Here is a 17,507-nt window from a genome sequence, read left to right on the forward strand (position 1 = left end):
TATAACTTGTACAGTTTCATCTAGAACCTTCATATTTTAATAGAAAAGGAGATCCGATATGCGACACGATATACAAGCGAATGAACGATCTTACTCTACGAAGGAAGTGGCAGAAGAAGTGGGGATTGCAACGCCCACGGTTAGAAAGTACGGCCAAATCCTAGAGCGAAATGGATATGAGTTTTTTAAAGATGGTGACCGGCGTATTTTTGTCCGATCCGACATTGAATCGCTTATAGCGATACGCGATACGGACAAGCCCCTGGACGATACTGCTAGATATCTTGTGAATCAACAAAAGGATAGATTAGAAGAATTTAATCAAACAGAGATAGCGGTACCCGATACATATGACAAGTCACCTTACGATCTCACTCAATTAAAAGAGTCCTTAATGTTTTTAGGCCAGGAACTAGCTGCCACACGAGAAATGAATGTCCAACTGAAAAACGATATGTCTCAGCTGAAAACAACGGTTTCTCAACTCCAGCAAGATCACCATGTTATAAGTTCTGGTATTGGAAATTCAACGAAAAAAACACATGCTAAAATTGAAAAATTAACGGAACAACAAAATACTCATTATGAAACATTGCTCCAACAGGAAAAAGAAAAAAGCGAATACTTACAAAGAGAAATACAATCCATGCGGGACGAACAGAAAAAGGAATGGCGTTTACAAAATAATTTTAATAAACGATTAGAAGAAACAGTAAAAAAACCTACAGGAAATTTGCAGAGGCTTTTAGCCATATTCCGTAAGTAAAGTGCCGTTTTATATTTTATAAACATATAGAGTTTATGTGGATTGCAGGTTTTATTTATAGGGTTTTAAATAGTAAAAGGGAGGGCGGAATCTCATTGAGGTTCCGCCCTCCCTTTTACTATTTAACATATGCTCCCGGGCGGCTAGTGTTGATTAAAATAATTTCACTTGTTGACAAAATACCTGGCAGGGTATATCATTGGATTTGTCATAGCGACATGGTTAACAAATAAATGGTTGACACCCATTTTTATTTTTTATTATTTAAATACCTATCGGGGTAAATGAGCGGAAAATCAAATCAATCAACAAGGAGGAAATTGCATGTCTGACAAGAAAAGAACAACCATTGTCTTATTCAGTGGTGATTATGATAAAGCAATGGCGGCATACATTATAGCTAATGGTGCAGCGGCCTATGATCATGAAGTTACAATTTTTCACACATTTTGGGGTCTAAACGCTCTGAGGAAAGATGAGAATATTGAAGTGAAAAAAGGCTTTATGGAAAAAATGTTTGGCAAAATGATGCCAAGAGGTGCAGACAAAATGGGACTGTCAAAAATGCAATTTGCTGGTTTCGGTCCAAAGATGATTAAAAACGTAATGAAAAAGCATAATGCAATGAGTTTGCCCAGTCTAATCGAAATGGCTCAAGATCAGGAGATAAAGCTAGTTGCCTGTACGATGACGATGGATTTGTTAGGACTACAAAAAGAAGAGTTATTAGATGATATAGATTATGCGGGTGTTGCTGCATATCTAGGTGATGCGGAAAACGGGAATGTTAACTTATTTATCTAGTACTACTAACGAACTGATAATTTTATAAATTAAAATGGAGGTCTGTAGTGTGGAAACAATAAAAGCGAACTATGTATTAGATGCTAAAGGTTTAGCGTGTCCAATGCCAATTGTTAAAACAAAAAAAGCAATGAAAGATTTAGAAGCAGGTCAGGTAATTGAAGTGCAAGCAACGGATAAAGGATCAAAAGCAGATATTGAGGCTTGGGCTGGAAGTTCAGGACACCAATATCTTGGAACACTAGAAGAAGGTGAAGTTCTTAGCCATTATTTAAGAAAATCTTCAGCAGATGATTTAATAGAACAGAAGCACCCAAACAAGACTACTAATGAAGAACTCGAGAAAAGAATGAAGACAAGTGGTAGTGGAGTTATCCTTGACGTAAGAGAGTCAGCAGAATATGCATTTAGTCATATACCGAATGCTGTTTCGATGCCGTTAGGTGAGTTGGATGAGCGTATGAATGAATTAAATAAGAATGATGAGATTTTTGTAATTTGCCGAACGGGTAGTCGTAGTGATCTTGCATCCCAGAAGCTTTCAGGAAATGGATTTACAAATGTAATTAATGTATTACCAGGTATGAGTAAATGGTCTGGTGAAACAAAACAAACTGTTAAGTAGATTAAACTATATTTTTTTCAATTAATTAATACCTGAGGGGGTAATTTTAAGTGACTATTAGTATGATGACAGCTCATGAAGTAACGCAAAAGGTTTTTAATAAGGATGAGTTATTTATTTTAGATGTTCGTAATGAGGATGCTTTTGCAGATTGGAAGATTGAAGGAGAAAACTTCGACTACTTGAACATTCCTTACTTTGAATTACTGGATGGGGTGGAAGAAATACTCGAAAAAATTCCATCTAACAAAGAAGTTTTAGTGACGTGTGCGAAAGAAGGTTCATCTGTAATGATTGCAGAAATGCTGTCAGAAGAAGGGGTAAATGTATCCTATCTACAAGGAGGAATGAAGGCTTGGAGTGAACATTTGGAACCTGTCAAAGTTGGTAATTTAAAAGACGGTGGAGAAATCTATCAGTTTGTCCGTATTGGTAAGGGATGTCTTTCCTACATGGTAATTTCAAATGGGGAGGCGGCAGTTATCGACGCTACACGTATGACAGATGTTTTTGTAGACTTTGCTGCGAGTAAAGAAGTAAAGATTACGCATGCGTTTGATACGCACCTTCACGCAGATCACATCTCTGGAGGAAGACAGATTGCTGAACAAACTGGTGCAACATACTGGTTGCCTCCAAAAGATGCTGAAGAAGTAACATTTGAGTATGCACCATTAGAAGGTGGAAATATTGTAACCATTGGTAATACGGAAATTGATATTTACGCATTGTACTCACCGGGGCATACAATTGGTTCTACATCCTTTGTAGTAGATGAGAAGTTCTTGCTTTCTGGAGATATTTTATTTATCGATTCAATCGGAAGACCTGACCTTGCGGGTAAGGCTGAAGATTGGGTAGGTGATTTAAGAGAGAGTTTATATTCTCGATATCGAGAACTATCAGAGGAACTAGTTGTACTTCCTGCACATTTCATGGTCATCGATGAGTTAAATCAAGATGGAAGTGTTTCTGAAAGCCTAGGTACTCTGTTTGCAAAGAATCACGGGTTAAACATTGAAGATGAAACTGAGTTCAGAAAAATGGTTACGGAAAATTTGCCACCACAGCCAAACGCATATCAGGAAATTCGCGAAACGAACATGGGAAAAGTAACACCAGAAGAAGAAAAACAAAGAGAAATGGAAATTGGACCTAACCGTTGTGCAATCAGATAATTTTTAAAAAGATAACTACTATTAGGAGGAATTTGAAATGGAAATAACAAAAGTATTAGATGCAAAAGGGCTAGCGTGCCCAATGCCGATAGTGAAAACTAAAAAAGCAATCAACGAATTAGAATCTGGACAAATTCTTGAGGTACATGCAACAGATCAAGGAGCTAAAAGTGACTTAACTGCATGGGCAAAATCTGGAGGACATGAGCTGTTAACAGATACAGAAGAAGACGGTGTTTTGAAATTTTGGATTAAAAAGGGCTAATAAAAAATTAGTAAGAGGCTTTGCTAAGGAATTGGGCTAAACGCTTCTTATAATGGCTAGGTCTGATTCTGGTTTAGCAAGCCTCCTTTTTCAAAAGGGGGGAAAAGATTATGGATTTTATGTTTATAGTGACAATATTTTTAATTGGATTTGTAGGATCATACGTATCTGGAATGTTAGGAATTGGTGGGTCAATCATAAAATATCCAATGCTTCTATATATACCGCCACTGTTAGGGTTAGCCGCATTTAGTGCACATGAGGTATCGGGAATAAGTGCTGTACAGGTGTTTTTTGCAACTATTGGTGGTGTTTGGGCATACCGCAAAGGTGGTTATTTAAATAAAACGTTGATTGGTTACATGGGGATTAGTATTTTAATCGGAAGTTTCATTGGTGGGTATGGTTCTAAACTATTGTCAGAGGGCGGTATTAATATTACGTATGGGACGCTTGCGTTAATTGCTGCTGTGATGATGTTTATTCCTAAAAAAGGAATCGATAATATTCCTTTGGACCAAGTGAAGTTCAACAAAAGTTTAGCAACTGTTTTGGCATTTATTGTTGGTATCGGTGCAGGTATTGTCGGTGCGGCAGGGGCATTCTTATTGGTACCGATTATGTTAGTAGTGTTAAAAATCCCTACTAGAATGACAATTGCTTCGTCTTTAGCTATTACATTTCTTTCCTCTATTGGTGCAACAATAGGCAAAATAACGACAGGACAAGTAGAGTACCTGCCAGCATTAATCATGGTAGTTGCTAGTTTGATTGCCTCACCACTTGGTGCAATGGCAGGGAAGAAAGTCAATACAAAAATCCTGCAAATCACCTTGGCTCTACTTATTGCAGGTACAGCAATTAAAATTTGGTTTGACATTCTATCATAAGAAATTTCTTGTGTGAAACTCATTTTTCCAAGGAGGTTGATCTTTTTTTAACCAAGAAATAATACCCTAGCCAGTATATCTTTTTGATTAAAAAAACACCTAAATTGTATAAGTATATTGCGCTTATGATTTAAGACTAATAGGGGAAAATAAGTACGAATGACAAGAGGCGAGAGTTTTGAAAGAAATTACTGCAAACGAATTAGCTGAGAAAGTAAAAGAAGGGAAAAAGCTAAGTATTATCGATGTACGTGAAGATGAAGAGGTTGCACAGGGTAAGATACCAGGTGCTAAGCATATTCCGTTGGGGCAATTACCAGAAAGATTGAAAGAAATTGATAAAGATCAGCACCATTATATGGTCTGTCGTTCTGGAGGTAGAAGCGGAAATGCCTGTGCTTTTCTAACCGACAAGGGGTATGACGTTACAAACATGCAAGGTGGCATGCTGGACTGGAAAGATAATGTGGAGTAAATAGCGTATGATTTAGATGAGCAATACAAATGGGGATAATGCAAGAGGGAGAGGGGGAAATCAGATGACTGATAAGAGGTTTAACCCGGAGCATGCTCATAAATTAATGAGTGACGAGAGGAAAGTACTGTTGCCTCCCAACAAGATAATAGAATATCTTAAGTTGGACCCTGATGATATTGTTGCAGATTTGGGGGCAGGGAATGGATATTTTACTATTCCTATTGCAACAGGTACAAATAATACAGTACACGCTGTAGATATTGAACCTAAAATGCTCGATATGTTAAAAGAGTATGCTGCAAAGGAACAATTAGACAATATTAATTACGTTGTAAGTGATTTAGAAGATATTCAATTGGTTGATAGCTCGGTAAATAAAGTGATTGTCTCTTTAGTCATTCATGAAGTTGCCAATTTAGAAACTGCGCTAACTGAAATAAAACGAATTTTAAAGCCAGGGGGAGAATTACTTATGATTGAGTGGAAAGCTGTAGATACAGAATCAGGTCCACCGCTTCATGAACGAATATCTTCTGAAAAAATGCTTGAGCTTTTGAATACTATGAACTTTGAAGCTGAGGTTATTGACTTAAACCCCAAACACTACGCTGTCAAAGCAAGACGTTGAGGAGGGGATACAAATGAAAAGTATATGGGGAATGTTGTGACCGTCTCAGAAAGTAATGTTCCTGGCAGGAGCAGGGCTTGTCACCTTTTCAGGTATATCAAAATTTTTATGATTTAATACTTTATCAAGGAGGAATAGTATGTTCCATTATACAGTTGAAACAAATAAAAAGATGGAAGAAGCAGTTCAATCTTTGGAAGAAAGCCTAAAGAAAGAACAATTTGGGGTTCTGTGGCAGTTTGATATAAAAGCTAAATTACAGGAAAAAGGATTAGATTTCAATCAGCCATATCTGGTGCTTGAAGTATGTAATCCTAAAGAAGCTGAACGAGTGTTATCACAAAATCAAATGGTCGGTTATTTTTTACCTTGTAAAATTGTTGTTTATGAAGATGGGGGCAAAGTTAAAATTGGACTACCAAAACCAACTGCTTTAATCGAAATGGTTAATGATGAATCTCTTAAGGAATTTGCAGCAGATATTGAGAATAGGTTAATTAGCTGTATAGATCAAAGCATATAATGTTTATGATAGATAAATTAAGAACGATAGAGGTTGATTAAAAAACCTCTATCGTTCTTTTTAGGTAGTAAAGTATGTACTTTCTGCATAAGTGCAACGAAGGATTTTCTAATCTATTGTAAGTACATTCCTTTAGCAAGTGCATAGGATATTTATAAAATGTGAAGGGATTGAGAAAAATGTATTATGTTCCTTATATGTATCCATGTCAATGTCAACATCCTTATTATGTTAATGCACCAACTTATAACTATGAAAGACAGCCTGTTCATTGGGCTTCTCCTAATGAGGAAGAGCATGCAATCAGATTTAATGCTAATCGTTCTTCCAACAGTCATGAAAACGTACCTTTGACTGACTATGGGCCAAAACCATTTTTCATTAATATCAATGAATCAGCGAAGCAAAACGATACGTATCGTACAGCTTTGTGGACAGGAACACAGTTACAGCTAACTTTAATGAGCCTTGATGAAGGTGAAGATATCGGATTGGAAATGCACCCTGACGTTGATCAATTTTTACGTATTGAACAGGGACAGGGGATTGTTCGAATGGGTGAGAGTAAAGATTATTTAAACTTTGAAAGGAATGTCTATGATGACTCTGCAATCCTGATACCTGCTGGCACATGGCATAATCTAATCAATACAGGTACTGTACCACTAAAACTTTACTCTATATATGCTCCGCCTAATCACCCATTTGGTACTGTTCACGTTACCAAAGCCGATGCTGAGAGTCTATGGAAGAAAGCTAATAAAAGTCGAGGTTCCACCTATTCTAAGAAAATGATTTAGAGATTTATTTACACAATTTCTGTCAAACGGGGGTTTCGAGCACTATACATGGAAAAGCGCGCACCAAAGTAGATATTCGAGCACCAATTTTAATTTTCGAGCACCACACATGGAAAACCGAGCGCCAACTGATTGGCGCTCGATATCTGGTGTTTGGTGCTCGATTTTTGTCCCGCAGTGCGCGATTTTCGGCAATCGGTGCTCGATAAAATGTTCTCATTAAACTAAAAGGGCCAGATCACTATATATAGCAAGCAACCTGACCCCGATATAGTGTTATTCTTTTGGTTTTAAATCCTCAATTGAATCAATTTTCATATATTGAGGAACAACCATACCAATTTTTGCACCTGTTAAGTTTTCACCTAAATCTACAATATCTTCCTGATACTTTTCATAGAAAGAACCATGTGTTACAGGCAACCATGGGGCAAGCGATGCATCAGCTTCAGCGTTAGCTACAGCTTGAAACATAATTGCTGGGTCGACAGGTGTTAATGTTACATCATACCCTTGTTGTTCTAATACTGCCTTCATCACATTGCCAGAAGAACGTTCTGTATCCCACGGAGTAGATACTAATTCAATTGCTTTTCCATCTACCTTCTCTACGCCCTCAGTCCATTTGTCTACTTTATCCTGATTCTCTTCTATCCAATTACTTGCTGCATCCTCAAATGAGGAATCCCGTGCATCGAGCATTACAGCTTGCATATCTTCCGGCTTCCAATGAAAACGATCTAGTATTTTGTAGGCATTAGGCATATCCTCTTTTAAGCCTTTTCTTGTTATTGTATTTATGTTCTCTGTTCCACCAAATGTACCTTTTGGATCCTTTAAAAACTTTAAGTCATAAGAAGCGAATTTCCAGTGTGGAGTCCAACCTGTTACAATAATTGGTTCTTTGTTATCAATCGCCTCACCTAGTTCAGTTAACATACCTGCAGTTGAACCTTCCAGAAGTTTCCATCCTTCTAGATTTTTGTATTCCTTTAAAGTGTTTCTCGCAAGTGTCGTTGTTCCTGCTCCAGGCTCAATACCTGTAATCGTGTATTCTAAATCTTCACCTAAATTAGTAGTATCTTCTCCAACATTACCATTATCCTGTGACTCTTCTTCATTACCACAACCAGTTACAAGTAAAGAAAATGATAAGCCAAGAGCGATACTAAATGATTTTAAATTTAACACTATTCCGTTCCTCCTTCTAAATTGAAAAAGGACTATACATATTGGTATGCCCTAAATATTTCTACCTTAGTTTAAACATAACTAAATTATTCATACTCTTTGAAAACACATTTAAAATAATACAATAGATATAGTTTCCAGTAAAATTGGAAAAATCTCCGTATTATGGAATGTAAGATAGTAAAGGTTGGGTTTGATCACTTAGACTATATAATTCTTAGAAATAATCGTTTATATTCTGCATTACAAGATATTGACTAATTACTTTTTTTACTGATTTCTAAAAAATAAAAGAAGGAATACTATCACTTCCTGTCGAAAAGAAGATAAAGAAGGTAGTAGAGAATGTTAGCTCCGGAGGTATTATAGTGAATTCAAAGAAACACAAGCAATGGACCATTTTAGTAACGTCAGATGCGAATAAACGTGTGTATCAGCTGAAAATACCCAAGATAAGTGTAGGTATAGTTGGAGTTATTTTTGCTGCTTTATCTATTTCGTTGATTTTTTCGCAAATGATGGTAAAAGAAACAAGACAAGAAAATAAGCTTATTGCTTCAGAACTTGTGGAGGCAGACCAGGAAATTGAATCGAAGGATGATAATATAGCTTATTATAAAGCCGAGGCTCGTACATTAAATAGGCAAGTAACACGTCTTCAGGAACTGGAGCAGGAACTTGCAACGATGATTGCCTCACTGAATCCAAAGCATATCAATGCCAGCACTGGCGCAGGTCCAACTGGAGGACTAGAAATTCTCTCCTCAGACAATTCCTCAGAAGAAATAATTCAATCACCAGTCAGTGAATCAATTAGTAAAACAGAGACATTGAATGAAAGGTATAGAAGATTAGGTGGTTCTGTTCCTACACTAATTAATAGTTACCAGGATTCTATAGAAAACTTTAGCGAATTAAATAAAACACTTGATGCTACACCTACATATTGGCCGGCAGATGCTGAAAGGATAACGTCAAGATTTGGAAACCGATCTGATCCATTTACCACTAGAGGTGCTATGCATACTGGGATAGACATTGCTGGGTCTTATGGGACGGATGTATATGCAACTGCGGACGGCAAAGTAACAGGCGCAGGGCGTGAGGGTGGATATGGGAATTCAGTAGTGATTAAACACACATCCACATTAAAAACAAGATATGCACACCTCTCAAAAATCAATGTTGAAATGGGAGAGGAAGTAAAAAAAGGTGACGTTATTGGCTTAATGGGCTCTTCAGGCAGAAGCACAGGAGTACATTTACATTATGAAATCATACATAATAATGTACCAATTAACCCGTATAAATATATGACTTTTATGGATAGATTTTTAAATTAATAAATTAAGGCAGGTTGGCTAAATGAAAAATAAAAAGCAGAAACAATTGGAAGTTTTAGACACTGTTATTGGTGCAATGACATCACTCGAAGGAAAGTTAAAAACGGAGGGTAGTATGCGTGTAGAAGGGAAGGTTGAAGGAGAAATTTGCTGCTCTGGCGACTTAACTGTGGGTATAGAAGGTGTCGCTGAAACCAAAGTAACTGTGAGAAATATAATTGTTGCTGGAACAATAATAGGTGATGTAACTGCGTCTGGAACGGTACATATCGAATCAACTGGAAAATTACACGGAAATATTCAAATGAAATCTTTTATAATCGATGAAGGTGGAGTTTTTGAAGGTAAAAGTAATATGATTGATCATCATGATGACCGAAAAAAAGAGAAGGATAAGGTTTTAGAAGAAGTAGCTGAGTAAACTAAAATTATTTATGAAGAATATCGGTGAACCTTTGATCTGTTTTTTGATTGAAGGTTCTTTTTAGCAGGTAAGAAAGTATAAATCCTTTCTTACTGCATAAATGCAACTAAGGCCGGGCGATAAGTCAAGTTTTCTAAAATTCGAAATTAGTAGTGCATTTGATCTGTGGTACAATTAATCATATAGTAATCACTATATTTAATACTATGGGATAAAGCTTTTCGTAAAATTATTAACTAGGAAAACTGAAGTAAAATAGCACTAAACCTGAAAGGACAGATAACGTATGTCTGAAAAATTAGATTTATCGAGTTTTGAAAAGAAACTTGAAGTTAGAAATATTAAAATAGATGATATAGAACAGATTTTAGAATTACAAAAGATCTGTTTTCAGAATATGGACCCATGGAAGCGAGAGCAGCTGGAAAGCCACTTAGAGACTTTTCCAGAAGGGCAGTTTTGTGTGGAATATGATGGGAAGATTATTGGAAGCAGCTCTAGTCTGATTGTTAATTTCGATGAATATGATGATCGGCATACATGGGATGACATTACGGATGAAGGATATATTACAAATCATGATCCGGAGGGTTACAATCTGTATGGAATAGAGGTAATGGTTGACCCGGAATTCAGGGGTATGAAAATTGGTAGAAGACTCTACGACGCTAGGAAAGATTTGGCTAGAGAGCTAAATTTAAAAAGCATTATTATCGGTGGACGAATTCCAAATTATCATAAATATAAAGACCAGTATTCGCCTAGAGAATATGTTGAAGAGGTTAGTTACCAAAATGTTTATGACCCTGTGTTAACATTTCAGATTATGAATGGGTTTATCGTGATGCGAATTAACCCAGGATATTTACCGGATGATGAAAAATCATTACAATATGCAACATTGATGGAATGGAATAACATTGAGTATCGGGCAAAGACGAAGCGGCATTTCAAGACAGCGTACCCTGTTAGAATAACCGTAATTCAATATATGATGAAAAGCATTGATTCATTTGAGGAGTTTGCAAAGCAGGTTGAATATTACGTTGATGTTGCGTATGATTTCGGATCGGATTTTGCTGTATTCCCAGAAATATTCACGACACAGTTGATGTCATTCCTGGAAGAAAAGGTTCCGTCAAAAGCAATCCGTAAACTAACGGAGTATACGGAGGATTATATTGAGCTCTTTACCAATCTAGCCGTGAAATATAATGTAAACATCATCGGTGGTTCACACTTTGTGGAAGAAGATGACCATGTCTACAATATATCTTATCTATTCCGAAGAGATGGAACGATTGAAAAACAATATAAAATTCACGTAACCCCAAATGAGAAGAAGTGGTGGGGAATTAAACCGGGTGATGCGGTTAAAGTGTTTGACACCGATTGTGGTAAAATTGCGATCCAGATTTGTTATGATATTCAATTCCCAGAACTTACACGATACGCAGTTGACCAGGGAGCAAATATTATCTTTGTTCCGTTCTGTACCGATGATCGACAAGGATATTTACGCGTTCGATACTGTGCACAGGCTCGTGCCGTGGAAAACCAGGTATACACCGTTATAGCTGGAACTGCCGGTAACTTAACGCAAGTGGAAAATATGGACATTCAATATGCTCAATCAGGTATATTTACGCCATCCGATTTTGAATTTTCCCGTGATGGAATTGTTGGAGAGTGTAATCCGAATATAGAAGCAGTTGTTGTTGGCGATGTAGATTTGGAAATTTTAAGGAGACAAAGAAAGTCTGGTACAGTAAGACAGTTACGCGACAGACGCAGAGATTTATTTGAAGTAAGATATAAGAAGAACGATACAGTATTATAAATTCCTAATTAATTTAAGTGCCTGTTACTCGAAACTATTCTGAATATTCCCGGGTGGCGGGCACTTGTTTAATTATCGAGCACCAAATTTGATTTTCGAGCGCCGACCAAGTGAAACCGAGCACCAAACTAAATTTTCGAGCACCAACCCCTAAAAATCGAGCACCATCTGAGTGGTGCGCGATTTTTAGGGGTTGGTGCTCGATTTTCGCTCATCGCCGCTCGATAATAACGCTTCATTTATCATCCATTAAAAAAGGCTACTTCCACAAACATACTACTTAAGGAATTTGAAAAATCATGCTAATCCCCATAACAATCACCAACCCGGATAGAAGCCGATTTATGGATACGCCTTTCATTTTTTTCGAGAGGATGGCTCCTGCTTGGGCACCTACAAGCACACCTATACCACTCCAGATTACGATGGGCCATTGTACCAGTCCATCTGCAATAGAAGGGAGTAGGCCAACCAGCGAATATAAGGCAAGAGAAAAGATAGAAGTGGCTGTGGCAGTTTTAATAGAGAAGCGGAACCCGTAAATTAAGATTGGCACCAGTAGCCATCCACCTCCAATTCCGAAAAAAGAAGAAACAATCCCAAGAAGTCCCCCGATCCCTAGTAGATTCCATAGATTGATAGTAGGTCCGACTTGTTTTTCCTGTTGTTCATTGGTGGCTGCAGCTTTCTCTGTCCTGGATGGTTTCTTTAAACTTAAAAATATACCAAGGCCGATTAGAAGAATGGCGAAGAGGCTATAAAACACAGTATCTGAACTATATTTAACCAATCCTGCACCGATAAACGTCCCTGGAAAAGCTCCAAGGGCAAGTATCGCCCCAGCCCAAAGAAATACGCGCTGTTGTTTCAACAATATAGGCAAACCGGCTGCGGCGTTTAGGAATACAACTGCCAGACCTGTAGCGGAGGCAACAGCTGGGGAGATATCATAAAACATTAATAATACTGGGACAAACAAAAAGCCGCCACCCGCACCTATAATTGTTCCGTATGTACTTGTTATAAAACCCAATAGAATCAATGCTGAGATTATCAAATTTCTTCACCTGACCTAACTTTTATCACAAAAAATTTTTCCTTTACTCTAGTATGTGGATAAGACACAACAAATAAAAGACTACCACAGAGAACAGAGATTTTTATCCGAACCTCTGCAGTAGCCTTTAAATAAAAATTACTTAAACCAGTTTATCGGCGCAGGCTTTGTGTTTTGGAAGATATGTTTAACTTCTGTATATTCTTCAAGACCGTGTTTACCTAATTCGCGGCCAATCCCTGATTGTTTGTATCCACCCCAGGGTGCTTGGGCGAAATAAGGGTGAAAGTCGTTAATCCATACGGTTCCCATACGAAGTTCAGCAGCCACTTCATTAGCTTTGAGCGTATCTTCTGTCCAGACTGCGCCTGCTAATCCATAGATGGAGTCGTTAGCTAATTGGATAGCTTCATCTTTAGTAGTAAAACGTTCCACAGTTATTACAGGGCCAAATATCTCTTCCTGGACAATCTTCATATCTGTTGTGCAATCTGTGAATATTGTTGGCTCATAAAAGAAGCCGTTTTGTAATTCAGGCGAATCAGGGCGTTTTCCACCTATTAATAAGTTCGCTCCTTGTTGTTTTCCAATCGCTACGAGGCTTTCCACCTTTGCACGATGCTCTGCTGAAATGATTGGTCCAGAATGAGTTGTTTCGTCAAATCCATTTCCAAGTCTGATGTGTTTTACCCGTTCAGCTAACTGGGATACAAACGAGTCGTGGATTTTGTCTTCAACAATTAACCTGGAGCCTGCAGAACATACTTGACCTGCATGAAAATAGGCGGCATTAAGCGCCTGATCCAACGCTGTCTCCATATTAGCATCAGCAAAAACGACATTTGGATTTTTGCCCCCAAGCTCTAAAGCAATGTTTTTCATGGTATCGGCTGCTGCTTTCATAATTTTCTTTCCGGTATGAATGCCTCCAGTGAATGATACTAGGTCCACTTGGACATTATCGACCAACTCCTGGCCAACAGTATGTCCAGCACCTAATACTAAATTAAATACACCCTTTGGTATTCCGGCTTCTTCTATTAACTCAGTAACCTTTATAGTAGTAAGTGGGGTGATTTCGCTTGGCTTCAATACCACTGTATTACCGGCTGCTAGTGCAGGCGCAATTTTCCAGGAAGCCTGCAGAAGCGGATAATTCCATGGGGTAATTTGAGAGCATACACCAACTGGTTCGCGAACAACCTTGCTTGAAGAGTTTGGGATGGGTGATTCGATTACTTCCCCACCATCCTTGTCAGCTAATCCAGCATAGTAGCGAAATACTCCCGCGATATCATCCATATCTACACGACTTTCTACTATTGTTTTTCCGGTATCCAACGTCTCAAGCTCGGCTAGTTCTTCTTTGTCGCGTTCAATAAAACCGGCAACCTTAAATAAAAGATTTCCACGCTCTGTGGCAGGTGTACTTTTCCAACTCCCGCTGTCAAAAGCATTCCGTGCAGCTTGGATGGCTTCTCGAGTTATTGTTTTGTCACCTTCAGCTACTGTAGCAATAACTTTCTGGTTGTAGGGGTTAATAATATCACGCGTTTGATCATTCTGTGGTTGGATCCATTCACCGTTGATAAACATCTTTTTTATATCCATGAAGATTCCTCCTGGTTATCTTTTAATCTTAGAAATCCATTTAAGTTAAAATAGACTGGTACTATGCTTAGGTTGGACCTTGGATTTAGGATCAATGTATGCCTTGGCATGATTGATAGCTATCGGACCCTCACCGAACCCTAATGCAATAAGGTTTACTTTCCCTTCATGGGTGGTAATATCGCCAGCAGCATAAATACCTTCAATATTTGTTTCCATTTTTGAATTAACTACAATAGACTTTTTTTGTAACTCCAATCCCCATTCTTGAATAGGGCCAAGGTTTGATTTGAATCCGTGACTAACAATAAGTGAGTCAATGTCCAAAGTTTTTCCTTCAGTTTTATCCTTATCCGTAATTTCGGCTTGTTTCAGTTCACCATTTTCACCTGACAGGGAACTAATTACATAAGGGGTAGTTAATGTAACGGAGGAAGCGTTTAATTGTTCGATACTTTGTTCGTGGGCACGAAACTTTTCACGTCGGTGTACCAATGTAACTTCCTGGGCAATAGCTTCTAGAGTTAATGCCCAGTCAACAGCTGAATCTCCTCCACCTGAAATTAAAACCTTTTTGTCTCTAAATGTTTCAATATCAGTGACACTGTAATGTAAGTGAAGACCTTCGTATTCTAAGGCATTGTCAATGGGCAGACGCTGTGGCTGGAAAGCTCCAACTCCACCTGTGATTATAACTGTCTTTGAAAAATAAACACCCCTCGTTGTTGTAATTTGGAATAGTTTTTCTTCCAACTTTTCAACTTGTGATACAGTTGTATCCAGAGATACGCTGGGATTAAAAGCTAAAGCTTGTTCCTCAAGTTGCTTAACTAACGTCTTGGCTTTTACGTTTGGAAAGCCGGCCACGTCATAGATGTACTTTTCTGGATACAGTGCGGTCAATTGACCACCCAGTTCTGGTAGACTTTCAATTAGATGTATATCCATGCCACGCATACCTCCATAGAAAGTCGCAAATAATCCTGCGGGACCTCCTCCGATAATAGTCGTGTCATGAACGTGCTGTTCATGATGCACAAAATCACTCCATTTAGTTATTTCATTATTTATATACGATCACATAATCATCTTCAATCTTGACAGGGAAGCTAGGTAGTTTATGTTTTGGATTGGCAAGCATACGGCCATCATCCTTAACATCAAACTCCCGTCCATGCCAAGGACAACGGAGAATTTCACCTTCCTGACAGAATGTATATTCACCTGGTTCATCAGATTGTGGTGCTCCACATAGTTTACCTTTGGCCAAGGGGCCGCCCTGGTGGATGCATTTATTGGTAAAGGCGTAAAATTCTTCGTCCAGCGTTTTGCAAACTACAATAGAAATTCGTCCAAGTTGAGCTTCTCGTAATTCTCCTGGTTCCATATCATTTATGTGACAGATTGTTTGTTGCATCATTTGTAACCCTCCCGCTATTTCAATTTTGGATAGAATGCACGTGCGTTTTCAGAGAATATCTTTTTCTTTAAATCTGGGTCCAGGTTTGGTAAGGACCGATGCGGTGAATCAAAATCCCAGTGTGGGTAATCTGTTGCAAAGCAAATCATTTCCTCTGAGCCCATTTGATCAATTACCGATAGAAAATCCTTTTTATTTAATTCTTCTGATGGTTGGGTGCAAAACCGAACATGTTGTTTCATAATATCGCTTGGCTTCCTTTTAATCCATGGTACTTCGTGACGAAGGTCATTGTATTGTTGGTCAAGTTTCCACATCAAATGAGGTACAAAAGTAAAACCGCCTTCAATCATCATAAGTTTAAGGTTCGGGAACTTCTCGAAGACACCATTAAAAATCATGTTTGTCACCATCATCATGTGCGATGTCGGCAGAAGGCTGTGCCATTCTATAAAGTATCTCGGCCATTTACCGTAATAGGTTGGTGGTTCATTATGATGCATTCCAATCATTAAATCATGTTTTTCAGCAGCCGCAAATATCGGGTGGTAATAAGGATCGCCCCACATCTTATCATCGATAGGTAATAAAATTTGAACCATTTTAGGATGTGAACCAACTCTTTCTATCTCACGAACTGCTCCACTTGGATCCTCAGCATTAATGTGCACAGAACCATAAAGGCGTTCGTCTTTTTCTAACCAGTTCTCTATTTCCCAGTCATTATAAGCTGAGGCTAGTGCTGTAGCCATCTCATACCAACCGTGCATGGATGATGGTGAAGGATCAAGTGCCCCGGTCAAAATACCATATTCATGACCAATATCATCAAGCAGTTGTTCCTGCATAAAGGGCAGATTTGATCCCGCAATTCCGCCACCTGGTGGTCTAGCGTCGGCTCGATTAACCCCCGCTACAGAAGGCTGGGTATAGGGCAAATGTTTTTCTTGAATCCAATTTGCATCTTCTATATACCTTCTGTAGGGATTATCTAAATACTTGAACAAATCTTTATACCTGACACTTTCGTGGATATCAACGTCTATAATTTTCTTTTTTGGTGTCTGATTGTTGTTATTCATACTAAGTCCCCCAGTTTGTTTCTTGTATTTCAAACTATAGCAGTGTTTCTATTTGCTCCCAAACCCGAAAAACCGCTGTGAGTGATACTGAGTGGCATTGAGTGACCTCAGTACCCTTCAGTAACGATCAGTGATACAAATGCGCATTTTTAAAATTTTTAAAATTGTTTGCCCGGAGATTGAAATGGATAATGTCAGGTTTGGTGATTAGATATATGACTGTTGTGGATAGGTTCTGAATAACAGCAAAGACTACTAGAGTCGGGAGAGGGGTAACTTCTCTTGAGGGGAGATCTGCTCTTAGACCTTGGTGACAGGCACTTGTTAATTTCGAGCACCAACCAGGATTTTCGAGCACCACCTATGATGAACCGAGCACCAAACAAAATTTTCGAGCACCAACCAAAGAAAACCGAGCACCAACCAAGTGACGCACGATTTTCAGGGTTTGGTGCTCGATTTTTGCTGACAGTGCTCGATTTAAGGCGTGGGTGCTCGATAAAATATCGTCAATAGCCAGGTTTTCTCAAAACCCAGCTTAATTGAAAAAATCCCCGTTAAGGGACCAGGTCAATCTTGAGG

The 17,507-nt window shown here is 38.4% G+C and carries 19 protein-coding genes; 13 read left to right on the forward strand and 6 right to left on the reverse strand.

Annotation, left to right across the window (positions count from 1 at the left end; all coding sequences use genetic code 11):
- Positions 1-58 precede the first annotated feature (58 nt).
- The 10 genes from ACOI1D_RS13335 to ACOI1D_RS13380 all read left to right on the forward strand — a co-directional run bounded on the left by ACOI1D_RS13335 (position 59) and on the right by ACOI1D_RS13380 (position 6,957).
- Positions 59-766, forward strand: a complete 708-nt coding sequence (locus tag ACOI1D_RS13335) for a hypothetical protein (RefSeq protein WP_422501783.1) — start codon at positions 59-61, stop codon at positions 764-766.
- 324 nt (positions 767-1,090) lie between these two features.
- Positions 1,091-1,570, forward strand: coding sequence for a DsrE/DsrF/DrsH-like family protein (locus ACOI1D_RS13340; protein ID WP_422501784.1), 480 nt, complete (start codon positions 1,091-1,093; stop codon positions 1,568-1,570).
- Positions 1,571-1,619: 49 nt separating this feature from the next.
- Positions 1,620-2,195, forward strand: a complete 576-nt coding sequence (locus tag ACOI1D_RS13345; protein WP_422501785.1) for a sulfurtransferase TusA family protein — start codon at positions 1,620-1,622, stop codon at positions 2,193-2,195.
- A 50-nt stretch (positions 2,196-2,245) separates the two neighbouring features.
- Positions 2,246-3,373, forward strand: a complete 1,128-nt coding sequence (locus ACOI1D_RS13350; protein ID WP_422501786.1) for an MBL fold metallo-hydrolase — start codon at positions 2,246-2,248, stop codon at positions 3,371-3,373.
- Between the two features lie 37 nt (positions 3,374-3,410).
- On the forward strand, positions 3,411-3,638 hold the full coding sequence (locus ACOI1D_RS13355; RefSeq protein WP_422501787.1) for a sulfurtransferase TusA family protein: 228 nt from the start codon (positions 3,411-3,413) through the stop codon (positions 3,636-3,638).
- 110 nt (positions 3,639-3,748) lie between these two features.
- On the forward strand, positions 3,749-4,528 hold the full coding sequence (locus ACOI1D_RS13360) for a sulfite exporter TauE/SafE family protein (protein WP_422501788.1): 780 nt from the start codon (positions 3,749-3,751) through the stop codon (positions 4,526-4,528).
- Between the two features lie 178 nt (positions 4,529-4,706).
- Complete coding sequence (locus tag ACOI1D_RS13365) at positions 4,707-5,003, forward strand: rhodanese-like domain-containing protein (RefSeq protein WP_422501789.1); 297 nt, start codon at positions 4,707-4,709, stop codon at positions 5,001-5,003.
- 64 nt (positions 5,004-5,067) lie between these two features.
- Positions 5,068-5,634 (forward strand): class I SAM-dependent methyltransferase, encoded by a 567-nt coding sequence (locus ACOI1D_RS13370; protein WP_422501790.1) that lies wholly within the window; start codon positions 5,068-5,070, stop codon positions 5,632-5,634.
- Between the two features lie 139 nt (positions 5,635-5,773).
- Positions 5,774-6,157: a DUF302 domain-containing protein gene (locus ACOI1D_RS13375; protein WP_422501791.1), complete on the forward strand. Its 384-nt coding sequence runs from the start codon at positions 5,774-5,776 to the stop codon at positions 6,155-6,157.
- Positions 6,158-6,336: 179 nt separating this feature from the next.
- Positions 6,337-6,957 carry a cupin domain-containing protein gene (locus ACOI1D_RS13380; protein WP_422501817.1) on the forward strand — a complete coding sequence of 207 codons (621 nt, stop codon included), beginning with the start codon at positions 6,337-6,339 and terminating at the stop codon, positions 6,955-6,957.
- A 276-nt stretch (positions 6,958-7,233) separates the two neighbouring features.
- On the opposite strand, the gene ACOI1D_RS13385 is transcribed toward ACOI1D_RS13380, so the two are convergent.
- The gene (locus tag ACOI1D_RS13385) at positions 7,234-8,148 is read right to left on the reverse strand and encodes a glycine betaine ABC transporter substrate-binding protein (protein WP_422501792.1); all 915 of its coding nucleotides are present in this window, start codon (positions 8,146-8,148) and stop codon (positions 7,234-7,236) included.
- A 368-nt stretch (positions 8,149-8,516) separates the two neighbouring features.
- Between ACOI1D_RS13385 and ACOI1D_RS13390 the strand changes: the two genes are divergently transcribed.
- The 3 genes from ACOI1D_RS13390 (at position 8,517) to ACOI1D_RS13400 (ending at position 11,755) form a co-directional block, all read left to right on the forward strand.
- Entirely contained in the window at positions 8,517-9,491 is a 975-nt protein-coding gene (locus ACOI1D_RS13390) for a M23 family metallopeptidase (RefSeq protein ID WP_422501793.1), read from the forward strand.
- A gap of 22 nt (positions 9,492-9,513) precedes the next feature.
- On the forward strand, positions 9,514-9,912 hold the full coding sequence (locus ACOI1D_RS13395; protein WP_422501794.1) for a bactofilin family protein: 399 nt from the start codon (positions 9,514-9,516) through the stop codon (positions 9,910-9,912).
- A gap of 289 nt (positions 9,913-10,201) precedes the next feature.
- On the forward strand, positions 10,202-11,755 hold the full coding sequence (locus ACOI1D_RS13400; protein ID WP_422501795.1) for a GNAT family N-acetyltransferase: 1,554 nt from the start codon (positions 10,202-10,204) through the stop codon (positions 11,753-11,755).
- 280 nt (positions 11,756-12,035) lie between these two features.
- Here the strand turns inward: ACOI1D_RS13400 and ACOI1D_RS13405 are convergent, their stop codons facing one another.
- From ACOI1D_RS13405 to ACOI1D_RS13425, 5 genes are all read right to left on the reverse strand, one after another.
- Positions 12,036-12,812 carry a sulfite exporter TauE/SafE family protein gene (locus ACOI1D_RS13405; protein ID WP_422501796.1) on the reverse strand — a complete coding sequence of 259 codons (777 nt, stop codon included), beginning with the start codon at positions 12,810-12,812 and terminating at the stop codon, positions 12,036-12,038.
- A 138-nt stretch (positions 12,813-12,950) separates the two neighbouring features.
- A complete protein-coding gene (gene betB, locus ACOI1D_RS13410) occupies positions 12,951-14,423 on the reverse strand; it encodes a betaine-aldehyde dehydrogenase (RefSeq protein WP_422501797.1) in 1,473 nt (490 codons plus the stop codon).
- A 45-nt stretch (positions 14,424-14,468) separates the two neighbouring features.
- The gene (locus ACOI1D_RS13415) at positions 14,469-15,461 is read right to left on the reverse strand and encodes an NAD(P)/FAD-dependent oxidoreductase (RefSeq protein ID WP_422501798.1); all 993 of its coding nucleotides are present in this window, start codon (positions 15,459-15,461) and stop codon (positions 14,469-14,471) included.
- A 25-nt stretch (positions 15,462-15,486) separates the two neighbouring features.
- Complete coding sequence (locus ACOI1D_RS13420; RefSeq protein ID WP_422501799.1) at positions 15,487-15,843, reverse strand: Rieske (2Fe-2S) protein; 357 nt, start codon at positions 15,841-15,843, stop codon at positions 15,487-15,489.
- 14 nt (positions 15,844-15,857) lie between these two features.
- Complete coding sequence (locus ACOI1D_RS13425) at positions 15,858-16,925, reverse strand: amidohydrolase family protein (RefSeq protein WP_422501800.1); 1,068 nt, start codon at positions 16,923-16,925, stop codon at positions 15,858-15,860.
- Between the last annotated feature and the right edge of the window lie 582 nt (positions 16,926-17,507).

Origin of the sequence: Virgibacillus sp. DJP39 (genome assembly GCF_049310925.1) — a bacterium.
In the GTDB taxonomy this organism is placed as follows: Bacteria; Bacillota; Bacilli; order Bacillales; family Amphibacillaceae; genus Virgibacillus_F.

Coding starts and splice junctions, on each gene's coding strand:
- ACOI1D_RS13335 (WP_422501783.1), top strand. CDS start 59: ATGCGACACGATATACAAGCGAATGAACGATCTTACTCTACGAAGGAA.
- ACOI1D_RS13340 (WP_422501784.1), top strand. CDS start 1,091: ATGTCTGACAAGAAAAGAACAACCATTGTCTTATTCAGTGGTGATTAT.
- ACOI1D_RS13355 (WP_422501787.1), top strand. CDS start 3,411: ATGGAAATAACAAAAGTATTAGATGCAAAAGGGCTAGCGTGCCCAATG.
- ACOI1D_RS13360 (WP_422501788.1), top strand. CDS start 3,749: ATGGATTTTATGTTTATAGTGACAATATTTTTAATTGGATTTGTAGGA.
- ACOI1D_RS13370 (WP_422501790.1), top strand. CDS start 5,068: ATGACTGATAAGAGGTTTAACCCGGAGCATGCTCATAAATTAATGAGT.
- ACOI1D_RS13375 (WP_422501791.1), top strand. CDS start 5,774: ATGTTCCATTATACAGTTGAAACAAATAAAAAGATGGAAGAAGCAGTT.
- ACOI1D_RS13380 (WP_422501817.1), top strand. CDS start 6,337: ATGTATTATGTTCCTTATATGTATCCATGTCAATGTCAACATCCTTAT.
- ACOI1D_RS13395 (WP_422501794.1), top strand. CDS start 9,514: ATGAAAAATAAAAAGCAGAAACAATTGGAAGTTTTAGACACTGTTATT.
- ACOI1D_RS13400 (WP_422501795.1), top strand. CDS start 10,202: ATGTCTGAAAAATTAGATTTATCGAGTTTTGAAAAGAAACTTGAAGTT.
- betB (WP_422501797.1), bottom strand. CDS start 14,423: ATGGATATAAAAAAGATGTTTATCAACGGTGAATGGATCCAACCACAG.
- ACOI1D_RS13420 (WP_422501799.1), bottom strand. CDS start 15,843: ATGATGCAACAAACAATCTGTCACATAAATGATATGGAACCAGGAGAA.
- ACOI1D_RS13425 (WP_422501800.1), bottom strand. CDS start 16,925: ATGAATAACAACAATCAGACACCAAAAAAGAAAATTATAGACGTTGAT.